The following is a 12,206-nucleotide window of genomic DNA, read 5'->3' as shown; positions in this document are numbered from 1 at the left end:
TTGTAGAAATTGCAAACTGATCTGGAAAGGTGCTGATGTACTGCTTGGCGTTTGTTCGGTCCGTCCTCCCGCTGTATCCCCGATAGAACCTGTGGTAAATGGATGGAGATTAAGTCGGGGGATGCCGCTTCAATACGGTTTAGATAGGCACGTCCATCCAACTTACGAAGTCTCAACAGCCTAAAGCTAAGAAAGACTTTGTAAGTTTTGATCACATATACTATTCCTTTGAAGACTTACGAAGTTCTGCCATCACACATCCAACAAAACTTCGTAAGTGGAAAATTAGAACACTACTTCCAAAAACCTTTTGCCTTTTCTAAAAGCTCGCTTCCTTGTTTGGTAATTTCTTTTTTGCCTTTATCTATTGTAGATGGTTGGGTATAGCTGCTAACAGAATTTGATAATTCCTTAAACTTATTAATCCCTGCAAAAATCTCTTTGGTGTGCGGTACACCTTGATCCTGCATTACTTTTTCCCAATTAACTTTCGATAAAATAGAAAGCATGTATTTACTGGCTACCTTTCCCAAAAAAGCTTTATCGTAAACACCTTTCAATGCTGCGTCAGATTTTCGATCCTTAACATAGCCAACGGTTTGCTCAAAAACTTCACGCTCGCTCTCTGAAAACAATGGACTTGATTTTAATTTTGTGAGCGCTGGGATAGCCTTTTCAGGATTCTCTTTTTTAAGGTATAAATAACTTTCTACCGCCCAAACCAACTCGTTCTGCAAGCCCAGTTTGTCCATATCCTTCAAAAAATCTTCAAAATCCTCAAGCGATCGTTCCTCATCAATTTTGCGCTCCATCCTTAAACGATCTAAACCTCTAAAAAGATGATTCATCCCATGAAAAGCCGTGTGGGTTTGAGCATCGCTTAAATTACCCCAACCAAAAAATGCTTTGGTATACGGTAAAGGAATGTCCTCATTTTTGTTTAGCCAGTTAATATTTCTTGAAATTCCATCTTCCGATAGGTAATACAGATTGTTGCTGAAGAACAAAAAGCCACGCACAAACTCCAATAAAGTCTTAATTTCACAATCATCCAGTAACTCGGGCTGGGTTTTAGAACATTCGTACAAGGCAAAAGGCTGACCCAAATCTCTTGTAGTTAAAACAGCCATGCTTAAAACGGCATGCTCCACATTCTGAAATTTTGCCTTGCTTATTTCCGGAATGATGCTTGTGTTGGATTTTGATCCAGTATACATGGCAATAAAGCCATTAGATAGGGGCGGAAACAAATCTTCGTCAGTTGCTTTTACGAAACTTTTTACTGAGCGATATTCCTTATACATGAGCAATGCATCAATTACCGAAATAGATTCTTTACTATTTGGATTGACAGATTTCATTGTTCTCAGAACACTTTGAGTCTGTTTAGAAAACTTCTGATAATCAGCAATTGTGGTATCCTCAACAGCGGTAGATCTTACCGCAATCTTTGCGAATTTGTAAAATACTATTTTATCGTAGTTAATATTTTCTTCGAGCTTTTTTTGATCAAGCTCCAGTAGAACTTTATCGGTTTTTTCTCGCGAACAGCTAGAAAGTAAAATAACACTCAAAAAAACAATTAGGCATCTCATAGCTAATAATTAATTTAAAAAATCAAAAATATATGGGATGTATTTGATAAGGATTTTGTACTAAGAATGCCTTTAAGATAGGGATTTCATTTATTTGTTACAAAAGACATTAATTCTTTGGTCTATAATGAAATTTTATAGAGTTTATGGAAAGAAAGTTTATCCCAATAACCGCGTTGTAATATAATTTTATGATCCACAATGTGAAAAAAGCCACAACCTCTAAATCCTTTCGGATCTTTCCATTCCATAATTGCCCATTCACCATCTTCAAAAATATGCTCAGGCTGGCAAAGCATATCCGCATTTGCAAATTCATTTTCAAACATTTCCCTAATGGTAGGCTTTCCCTCAACAGGATTATTTGCTACTTGATGATTTATAGCATCTTCAGCATATAAATCTATTAAGGTTTCGATATCAGTTTTGTTAAAAGCCTCGATCCAGAGTTTGAGAATTTCTTTAGGTGAAGTTTTCATAAATCAAATATCAATTTCATAAATCATCTGTTGCTTGGTTAATCGAAACCCAATATGCTCATAAAACTTATGACTGTCTTTTCTTATGGTATTACATCGCACACGAATGCTCGTTACCTGATGGCCTTTAGCCCAATCTGTTGCTTTTTCGATAAGTAATTTTCCAATATTTTGATTGCGACATGCAGAATCTACCACCAAACCTGCAATTTCTACAAAAGGCTTTGATTCAATCCTTATCGTATAAAAACTATGAATCCAACCTACAACCAATTCGTTATAGACAGCAACAAAAGCAACATCCACAACTGAAGATTTTATGGCTTTAATTCTATGCAAAGTCTCTGTGGCGTTTACCTCATAGTTTAATTGGCCGGTTAGCTTAGCAACTTCTTCAAAATCTTGCTCATTAATTTCTCTTATTGCGATCATCCCTAATAGTCTTTTAACAAATTTAAAGAAAATTATAAAATGAATCTTTCTTCAATCTTTAGTAAAATTTATCAGTATAAGAATAACAGAATCATCAAAAATAGAATCAGTTTCTAATGTTATTTTAATGTCTTTTTTAAAATCGATAACAAACCTTGGCAAGTTTGGACTAAATTTTGTTCTTGGCTTGCCAAATACTAAACTATTTCTAATTTTTTAGCAATTTTTTTGTGTTTTAATCGATTAAAATTCGTGTCGTATTTAAAATCATTCTAAATTTGTAACTCCTTTAATATAAGATGACAAAAAAGAAAAAGACAGTTGGTAAAACTGACGCAGATGTAATTTTAATTGGGGCCGGCATAATGAGTGCAACCCTTGGGGTTTTATTAAAACAATTAGAACCCAGTTTAAGTATAGAAATTTACGAACGCTTAGATATTGCAGCAGCAGAAAGTTCTGATGCATGGAATAATGCTGGTACAGGCCATTCCGCTTTTTGCGAGTTAAATTATACTCCCGAAAAGAAAGATGGAACAGTCGAAATTAAGAAAGCCGTTCAAATTGCAGAGCATTTTGAAGTTTCTAAGCAGTTTTGGTCTTATCTTGTAGAAAAGGGATTAATCTCTGATCCCGAAAATTTCATTCGAAAGATTCCGCACATGAGTTTTGTTTGGGGAAAAAAGAATGTAGATTATCTTAAAAAACGTTACGATGCCCTGCAGAAATGCGATTTGTTTAGCGATATGCAGTACACTGAAGACACTGAAGTTGTTAAAGGCTGGGCGCCATTAATTATGGATGGACGTAAAAAGGGCGAAAAGGTTGCTGCTACCAAAATGGATCTGGGTACGGATGTTAACTTCGGTTCGCTTACCCGCGATATGTTCAACAACTTGAAAGAACAGGAAAATGTTAGCCTTCACTTCAATCACGAAATTCGTGATTTAAAGAAGAACAAAGATGGCAACTGGAGCATAAAAGTTAAAGATTTAGAAAGTGGAGATAAACGTAAACGTGTAGCCAAATTTGTATTTATTGGAGCTGGTGGAGGTTCTTTACCACTTTTGGAAAAATCTGATATTCCTGAAGGAAAAGGTTTTGGTGGTTTCCCGGTGAGCGGACAATGGCTAAAATGTACCAACGAAGAAATTATTGCCCAGCACCATGCAAAGGTTTACGGTAAAGCTGCGGTTGGTGCACCACCTATGTCAGTTCCGCATTTGGATACGAGAATGATCAATGGAAAGCAAGCGCTTTTGTTCGGCCCTTATGCAGGTTTTTCGACTAAATTCTTAAAAAATGGATCGTTTTTAGATTTACCAAAATCTATTAAATTTAACAATATCCGCCCGATGATTTCGGCAGGTTTACATAATCTCGACTTGACCAAATATCTTATTGAGCAGGTTAGGCAATCGCCAGAGGATAGGCTAGAGGCTTTAAAAGAATATTTGCCAAAGGCCGAATTAAAAGATTGGGAATTGGAGTATGCTGGTCAGCGTGTTCAGGTAATTAAGAAAGATGAAAAGCAAGGTGGGATCTTGGAGTTTGGAACCGAGGTTGTAAATGCTGGTGATGGTTCTATCGCCGCTTTATTAGGTGCATCTCCTGGTGCATCAACAGCCGTATCCATTATGCTCGATTTGTTAGATCGTTGTTTTAAGGAAGATTTGAAAACTCCAGAATGGCAGGCCAAGATTAAAGAAATGATTCCAACCTATGGACAGGAACTGGCTAAAAATGAATCGCTTTGCAAAGCAACAAGAGAAAGAACTTCAAAAATTTTGAAGATAGAAAAAGCCTAAAAACTAAATTGTTTGATGGTTCGTGGGGACACGAAACATGGCTTTCGATAGTAAAGGCTTAAGATAAATTTTAATGTCAACATAAAAGGTCATGAAATATTTCATGACCTTTTATGTTTTCGCTATTTGGAATATTGTTCTCCTCGAAATAATATATTTTATGCTGCGATAACTTCTGCAACTTCTTCTGGTGAAATATCACTATGTGATGATTCCAGAACACAGTCTCCATCTTTAATTAATAGGATTTGTGGAGATTGATGCGCTACTTGAAAAATCTCTGCAATTTGATTGGAGATTTCGCGATAACTAATTAAATCTAAAAAGTAAAGCTTTGTATCTTCGGGAATTACTTCCCAATTGTACTCAAAATTCTTTTTCGCCATCATACTGATCGAGCAACGCGTACTGTGTTTGAAGATAAGGCTAAAACCGCTCGAGTTTTTAATCTCATCAAGCTGTTCCATCGAAGTTAAATTAACCCAGGTCATGATTTTATAAATATTGATTTAGGGAATAACGTTTGCAGATAAATTTTGTTCTGCGAAACTCCCTAAGCTAAAGATTGTGAGATTGAAATGAAGATTAGTTTCTTCTGCGTCTGCCTTCTGGATATGAACCATAAGCCGGGCAAAGTTTAGAAGAACAAGATTCTAAAATGGTAATGGTGCAAAACACCGCCAATAATAAGATGGCAACTTTTTTCATCTGATGGAAATTTAAAACTCTAAGGTACAAATACTTTATTAAAAGTCAATTTTAAATATTGGCAGAAAAATCGGCCATTTTAATTGCCGTTATGGCAGCCTCATCGCCTTTGTTACCATGTTTACCTCCTGCCCGATCTTGAGCTTGCTCTAAATTATTAGTGGTTAAAACCCCAAAAATAACGGGCTTGCTATATTTGATGCCAACATTTGTAACACCCTGTGCAACCGCATCGCAAATAAAATCGAAATGTTTGGTGTCGCCCTGAATTACACATCCTAAGCAAATTACGGCATCAATGTCGCTTCGTTTGCTTAGTAAAATTTCTGCACCACCCGTTAACTCAAAGCTTCCCGGCACGGGAAAAGAAAGAATATTTTCTTCTTTTACGCCGTTCTCTAATAATGTTTTTAATGCACCATTATACAAAGCGCCAGTAATTTCTGCATTCCATTCGGCTACAATAATTCCGAATTTAAAGTTTGCACCATTTGGAACTGTTGTATGAGAAAAATCTGATAAATTTTTTAATTGTGTTGACATGGGGCAAAGATAGTGCTAACCGCTTAATGTTAAAAGAGGAGAATGTTTAAATGTTGTAAGTTTATTTTTTGGCAGCTAATGTTTACTTTTAACATCATATCAGATATAAAAAATTTAAAATTATTATGGAATCCGACTGGGTATTCCATCTGTTTTTTAAAGCCCCATTATGAAAAACGCTCTACGCTTATTCCTTTCCATTACCATTTTTTTTGCAACTTTCTTCAAGTCATCTGCTCAGAACATCCCAAATTACTATCAAGGGAGTTTTCAGACTATCGATTCACTTGCAACATTATCCAAACCTAAAGATGCACTTACAATAATCAATAAGGTTAATGCAAAGGCTAGGATTGATGGCAACACAGCAATGCTCATTAAATCTGTAATGTACAGAATGCTTTTTCAAGGCTATTTGGAAGAAGATGTTTTTTCAAAAATTAATAAAGAATTAAAGCAGGATATAGCCCAGGCCAAGCAACCGGCAAAAAGTATTCTCCAATCTTTGCTTGCCGAAAGTTATTGGAAATTTTATCAGGAGAACCAATACAATTTCCTAAACAGAACCAATGTACAATCTAATTTGGGCGATGACATTAAAACTTGGTCTGCCAATAAGTTTGTTGATGAAATTATCAAAAATTACACGGCTTCACTTTCTGATTTGAAACTTTTGCAGGACACAAAAATCGATAGTTTGAGCGAAATTATAGTTGGAAACGATTATAACCGATATTTAAGACCAAAACTTTATGATCTGCTTGCTTACAGGGCACTAGAAGTTTTAGCTAACACACAGACCGAAATTACAAGAACCGAAAACGCAATTAATTTTAACGACCCGAAATGGTTTGGAGATTATAAGTCATTTCTAAAAATCGAAATCCCTCAAAAAGATAGCACATCTTTTTCTCTACAGGCGCTTTCCATCTTTCAAAATTTAATTGGCGTTCATGAAAAATATCAGAATGTCGGTGCAATTGCCGATGCCGATTTAAAGCGGTTAAACTTTGTTTACCAGCGAAGCAGCGATGAAAATAAATTGAAACTTTATGAAGATGCAATTCTGAAACTCGCAGATTATTCCAAACGATCTGAAATTTATTCGGATGTGCTTTTCGATCTCGCTTCCAAAAAATACGAAGCCCGATATAATTTCGATAAAAAAAGGCAGATGAATTTGGCAGAATTGGTTGATTTAGCTAACCAGGCAATTAAAGCTTATCCGAATAGTATCGGGGCTAAAAATTCAGAGAAGTTATTGGCCGATATTAAAAATCAAATGTTGCAGATTAGGCTAAACGAATTTATTGAGCCCAATAAATCCACCCAGTTATTCTTTCAATATAAAAACGTTGATACGGTTTATGTAAAACTGTACAAACCGAATGCAGAGATTGATCGCAACTACTTTAACAATAAAGAATTGTACTCGAAATTTATTGCCGATAACAAGGTTTTAAAACAATGGTCAATCGCTTTGCCCAAAAACGAAGACTATCAAGAACATACTTTAATTGATAAATTGGATGGTTTGGAAAAAGGGAACTACATTATAATAGTACAAAGCAAATTAGACGGCAGCGATAAAAATGTGGCTTACAATTATGCATATTTAAAAGTAACCAATCTGGCAGTTATCAATAGAATTACAGGATTGTTAAACCATCAGTATTTTGTTGCCAATAGTTCTACTGGAGAACCCATCGAAAATGCTGTGATAAAAGAAAAAATAAACCAGTATTCAGATGGTAAATATGAATCTAAAGATCGGGGTATTTTAGTTACAGACAAAAACGGTTTTGCAGAAAGTGCTTTAAATTTAACTGTAAATAGGATAGTTGCAAGTTATAATGGCGATTCTGTCTCAGTGGATGTAAATCAGCAATCATACAGATATCAGGATACAAAAGATAAAGTTGTCCTTTTTACTGATAGACCAATTTATCGGCCAGGGCAAACAGTATTTTATAAAGGCATTTACTTCGGTTTCGATGATGATAAAAACCACATTATAAAAGATAAAAATGTAGATATAACTTTTAAGGATGCAAATCGGAAAGAGATCGAAAAAACTTCGAAAATTACAAATGAGTATGGTACTTTTCAAGGCTCTTTTACCATTCCAATGGGCAAGTTAAATGGTAGAATGAGCATTATTACCGCTTATGGAAGTGTTGAAGTTCAGGTTGAGGAATATAAAAGACCCACTTTCGAAATCGTATTTGATAAGTTGAACCAAAAATACAAGCTTAGCGATAGCATCCGTATTCAAGGTAAGGCGATTACTTTTTCTGGCTATGCAGTTGCCGGGGCCAAAGTTAAATATACAATTACAAGGAGCATTTTATCAGAGAACAACCGCATTTATGGAGGGAACAACTTTAAGCAAATTGCAACTGGAAACACTGAAACGAAAGCTGGAGGAATTTTCAATGTTAATTTCTTGTCTGTTGCAGAAAATGCAAATATCAACGGCTATACCTATCAAATAAATGTAGATATAACAGATTTAAACGGCGAAACCAAAACAAAAATACTTACAGTAAATGCTGGCAAAAGCGATATTTTGTTAAAGGTGTTAATGCCCGACAAAATCTTTTCTTCGGCTAAGTTGGATAGCATATCTTTTGTGGTTACCAATTTAAATACGGAACCGATAAAGGCCAAAATTAGCTCAGAGTGGTTTAAATTGGAATATCCGGGTAGATTGATCAATCAAAGTTTCCTCCAAAGCAAGCCCGAAAAATATAATATAAGCAAGTCCGAATTTCTGCAGTATTTTCCTCGGGATGAATATGAAGGAGACGGGCTTCCTGAAAATTGGAATGCCAAAAAAATAAATTTTGCGCAAAATACCGATGTGGAGCAGGGGCTTGGAGAAATGGCCATTAACAGCAAAAAAATATCTTCTGGCTATTATAAAATTCGGTTTAAAGCCATAAACGATGATCAGGATTCTGTAATTGTTGAAAAAACTGTCCGCATTTATAAAAATGAAGCAGAAAATATTTTAACTGGAAGAGAGTGGCTGGTTACAGAGAAAACCAATATTCAGCCTGGAGAAGTTGCCTCTTTTAGATTGGCGAGTACCATTCCGAATGCCAAAGCCTATTACGAAGTTTACTATAAAGATAAAATTGTAGAAAAAGTTTGGTTAAAAGTGGGCCCAAAACAAACCATCATTAACATTAAGCCTCAGCCTTATTTTGTTGATGGTTTTGCAGTTCAGTTTACTATGGTTCAGCGTGGAAGAATTTACCAATCGTTTAATGAAATTACCATTGTTGATGAAAAAAACCAACTCGATATTAAATTTTTAACGTTTAGGGATAAGCTTCAACCGGGCGAAAAGGAGAACTGGAGACTTAGCATTGTTAATAAAAAAGGCGAAAAGCAGATGGCCGAAATGGTTGCCTCTTTATATGATGCATCGTTAGATGATTTGAAAACCATGAACTGGAATAAAATTGTTGCGCCTAAATACAATTATTACCAATACAACTGGAACTTTAATCTGAATAATGTTATACATGGCAATGATCTTTGGTTTTTAAGAAACTATTACAATTATTATGAAATAGCCAAGAGAAATTATGAGGTGTTAAACTTTTTCGGTGCCAATTACAGCTATGATTTTAAATACAATTACAATGAATACATCAAGAAAATCGATATAGAAAAACGTAAGAAAAATGTAGAAATAGCGGCCAAAAGACTGGAAGAATTAAAAGCCACAGGTAAAATTTATGGAGTAGTAACAGATAAAGATGGTTTCGCAATTCCCGGTGCCTATGTTAAATCTGGAAATAAAAAAACAACTACAGATGCATCTGGGATTTACAGTATTGATGCAAAGTTGGGTGATGAGATTAAGGTTGGTTTTCTTGGTTACAACTCTGCTTCATCTAAAGTTGGATCTGTAAAAAGAATAAATTTTAAATTGGAAGAAGATCTTCATGGTCTTAATCAAGTTGATGTGGTTGGTTATGGATCGCAAAACAAAAAAGATATAACTGGCTCAGCAACTTATTACGATGAGCTGGAAGATCCAACTTTGAGACAAGAAGTAGAGGCTCTTAAAAGAAATGATCCGGCTCGATCGTTAAGAGTTCGAGGCTCTAGTCGCGTTGCTTATGATGCAACAGGAGCACCGGCTCCAGCTGCACTTGCTGAAGTGGTTGCGGTAGATGATAACAAAGTGTACGACTTTGTTTCTATTGAGAAAGCCTATGATCCTAAACTCGGCTTTGCAATTGTAAATGGTAAACTGGTTTATGGTCCAAGAAATATTGCTGCCCGCACTAATTTTAACGAAACCGCTTTCTTTTACCCACAATTACATACCAACGAAACCGGAGAAATAAACATCGAGTTTACAATCCCGCAATCTTTAACAAGGTATAAAATGATGGGTTTTGCCCATACTAAAGATTTTAAAACCGCAACAATAACCAAAGAGCTTATTACACAAAAACAGCTTTCAATCTCTGCCAATGCACCTAGATTTTTCCGCGAAGGCGATACCGTCTTATTTAGTGCAAAACTGAATAATTTATCGGGTAATGAGCAAAAGGGAAATGCAATTTTAGAGTTGAGGGATGCAATATCGGGTAAGCCGATTTCAGTATTTGCAAACAATGTAATGGCTGGCCAAAACTTTCAGCTTTCCAATAATGGCAACCAATCTTTAAAATGGTCGCTTGTTATTCCATCCGGAATCGCTGCCATTACTTACAAGTTGGTAGCGCAGTCTGAAAAATTCTCTGATGGAGAAGAAATGACCATCCCTGTTTTACCGAATGCCATGTTGGTTACAGAAAGCATGTCGCTAAGTGTTCGTGGTGGTTTAAGCAAAACCTTTACCATGGATAAGCTCTTGAATTCAGGAAATTCCAAAACCTTAAAAAATCAATCTTTAACATTGGAGTTTACCTCAAATCCGGTTTGGTATGCTGTTCAGGCTTTGCCTTACTTAATGGAATACCCTTACGAATGTGCCGAGCAAACTTTTAGCAGGTTTTATGCAAACAGTTTTGCAACGGGAATTATCAATTCATCCCCAAAAATTAAAACCGTTTTCGATTCATGGAAACAAACCAATAATGGAGAAGCCCTGCTTTCCAATCTAGAAAAAAATCCGGCTCTGAAATCAGTTTTATTGGAGGAAACACCTTGGGTTAGAAATGCAGATAATGAAACAGAGCGCAAAAAGCGGTTAGTTGTTTTGTTTGATTTAAACAGAATGACTTATGAGTTAAAGGCCAATTTCGATAAACTTGAAAATATGCAGTTTAGCAACGGTGCTTTCCCGTGGTTTTCTGGAATGCAGGAGGATCGTTATATCACACAGCACATTGCTTTGGGCATTGGCCAATTAAAACACTTAAAGGTTGTAAACGAAAAAGAGTTTCCAAAATTAAATTTGATGCTGAGCAAAGCAACCAATTATCTGGATGCGAGATTGGTAGAGGATTACAAACATGACCTCGAAAGAAAAACTGCCTCTGGTTATTTACAAATGCATTATCTGTATGCCAGAAGTTATTCGAACCAGAAAAATACAAATACCGATTTTGCTAAGGCCTATCAGTTTTACATTAAAAGAATTATCCAAAACTGGAAATATATGGAGCCATACCAATTGGCGCAATCTGCACTTATTTTAGAAAGAAATTCAAACCATGCCGAAGCAATAAAAATTATCGGTCTTTTAAAACAGACTGCCCAGCAAAGCGATGAATTGGGCATGTACTGGAAAGCAAATAGAAACGGTTGGTGGTGGTACCAAAACCCGATTGAAACACAGGCTTTACTAATTGAAGCTTTTGATGAAGTGGCAAATGATGCTAAAGCCGTAGAGGAAATGAAAATCTGGTTGTTAAAAAATAAACATACCAACGATTGGAAAACGACCAAAGCAACCGCCTCTGCATGTTACGCATTGTTGATGCGTGGATACAATTTACTCGGCGAATCTACCGAACCAGAAATTTTAATCGGGGGGAAATCGCTTTCACAAATGGGCTTAAATACCCAATCAAAAGAAGCTGGTACAGGATATGAAAAGATAACAATTACCGCTCTGGATGTTAAGCCAGAAATGGCTCGGGTTCAAATCAAAAACAACAATAAGGGCATTGCATGGGGTGCATATTATTGGCAATATTTTGAACAATTGGATAAAATTACGCCAAGTGCCACAGGTGTAAAAATTAACAAACAGTTATTTTTACAAAAGCAAACCGAAAAAGGAAATTTGCTAACGCCTTTAACTAAAGATAATGTACTGGTTCCGGGAGATTTGGTGAAGGTTAGAATTGAAATTTTTTGCGATCGGGATATGGAATATATGCATTTAAAAGATTTGCGTTCATCGGGTTTCGAGCCGGTTAATGTAATTTCCCAGTATAAATATCAAGGTGGTTTAAGCTATTATGAAAGTACAAAAGATGCATCGACCAATTTTTTAATCAGCTATTTGCCAAAGGGAACTTATGTTTTTGAATATCCTTTAAGGGTTACGCATTCTGGCAATTTCTCTAACGGGATTACAACTTTGCAAAGCATGTATGCGCCAGAGTTTACCACGCATTCTGAAGGAATTAGGGTACATGTTAAGCCACAAAATTAAAGCTGGT

The 12,206-nt window shown here is 35.8% G+C and carries 8 protein-coding genes; 2 read left to right on the top strand and 6 right to left on the bottom strand.

Annotated elements, in window-relative coordinates:
• Positions 1-293 precede the first annotated feature (293 nt).
• From DF947_RS08890 to DF947_RS08880, 3 genes are all read right to left on the bottom strand, one after another.
• A complete protein-coding gene (locus DF947_RS08890; RefSeq protein WP_109929358.1) occupies positions 294-1,595 on the bottom strand; it encodes a short-chain dehydrogenase in 1,302 nt (433 codons plus the stop codon).
• 122 nt (positions 1,596-1,717) lie between these two features.
• Positions 1,718-2,074, bottom strand: a complete 357-nt coding sequence (locus DF947_RS08885) for a nuclear transport factor 2 family protein (protein WP_109929357.1) — start codon at positions 2,072-2,074, stop codon at positions 1,718-1,720.
• Between the two features lie 3 nt (positions 2,075-2,077).
• Positions 2,078-2,506, bottom strand: a complete 429-nt coding sequence (locus DF947_RS08880) for a GNAT family N-acetyltransferase (RefSeq protein WP_109929356.1) — start codon at positions 2,504-2,506, stop codon at positions 2,078-2,080.
• Between the two features lie 299 nt (positions 2,507-2,805).
• Here DF947_RS08880 and DF947_RS08875 point away from each other — a divergent pair, with 299 nt between their 5' ends.
• On the top strand, positions 2,806-4,314 hold the full coding sequence (locus DF947_RS08875; RefSeq protein WP_109929355.1) for a malate:quinone oxidoreductase: 1,509 nt from the start codon (positions 2,806-2,808) through the stop codon (positions 4,312-4,314).
• 158 nt (positions 4,315-4,472) lie between these two features.
• Here DF947_RS08875 and ytxJ read toward each other — a convergent pair whose 3' ends face one another.
• The 3 genes from ytxJ to ribH all read right to left on the bottom strand — a co-directional run bounded on the left by ytxJ (position 4,473) and on the right by ribH (position 5,565).
• On the bottom strand, positions 4,473-4,805 hold the full coding sequence (ytxJ, locus tag DF947_RS08870; RefSeq protein ID WP_109929354.1) for a bacillithiol system redox-active protein YtxJ: 333 nt from the start codon (positions 4,803-4,805) through the stop codon (positions 4,473-4,475).
• A gap of 94 nt (positions 4,806-4,899) precedes the next feature.
• Entirely contained in the window at positions 4,900-5,022 is a 123-nt protein-coding gene (locus DF947_RS22600; protein WP_262503181.1) for a hypothetical protein, read from the bottom strand.
• A 51-nt stretch (positions 5,023-5,073) separates the two neighbouring features.
• Positions 5,074-5,565, bottom strand: coding sequence for a 6,7-dimethyl-8-ribityllumazine synthase (ribH, locus tag DF947_RS08865; RefSeq protein ID WP_109929353.1), 492 nt, complete (start codon positions 5,563-5,565; stop codon positions 5,074-5,076).
• A gap of 169 nt (positions 5,566-5,734) precedes the next feature.
• Here ribH and DF947_RS08860 point away from each other — a divergent pair, with 169 nt between their 5' ends.
• On the top strand, positions 5,735-12,199 hold the full coding sequence (locus DF947_RS08860; protein WP_109929352.1) for an alpha-2-macroglobulin family protein: 6,465 nt from the start codon (positions 5,735-5,737) through the stop codon (positions 12,197-12,199).
• The last annotated feature ends 7 nt before the right edge of the window (positions 12,200-12,206 follow it).

This window comes from Pedobacter paludis (assembly GCF_003173575.1).
Classification (GTDB): Bacteria; Bacteroidota; Bacteroidia; order Sphingobacteriales; family Sphingobacteriaceae; genus Pedobacter; species Pedobacter paludis.
Note: the sequence above shows the minus strand (reverse complement) of the source record. Positions and strands in the feature narration are given on the sequence as shown.

Coding starts and splice junctions, on each gene's coding strand:
- DF947_RS08890 (WP_109929358.1), bottom strand. CDS start 1,595: ATGAGATGCCTAATTGTTTTTTTGAGTGTTATTTTACTTTCTAGCTGT.
- DF947_RS08885 (WP_109929357.1), bottom strand. CDS start 2,074: ATGAAAACTTCACCTAAAGAAATTCTCAAACTCTGGATCGAGGCTTTT.
- DF947_RS08880 (WP_109929356.1), bottom strand. CDS start 2,506: ATGATCGCAATAAGAGAAATTAATGAGCAAGATTTTGAAGAAGTTGCT.
- DF947_RS08875 (WP_109929355.1), top strand. CDS start 2,806: ATGACAAAAAAGAAAAAGACAGTTGGTAAAACTGACGCAGATGTAATT.
- ytxJ (WP_109929354.1), bottom strand. CDS start 4,805: ATGACCTGGGTTAATTTAACTTCGATGGAACAGCTTGATGAGATTAAA.
- DF947_RS22600 (WP_262503181.1), bottom strand. CDS start 5,022: ATGAAAAAAGTTGCCATCTTATTATTGGCGGTGTTTTGCACCATTACC.
- ribH (WP_109929353.1), bottom strand. CDS start 5,565: ATGTCAACACAATTAAAAAATTTATCAGATTTTTCTCATACAACAGTT.
- DF947_RS08860 (WP_109929352.1), top strand. CDS start 5,735: ATGAAAAACGCTCTACGCTTATTCCTTTCCATTACCATTTTTTTTGCA.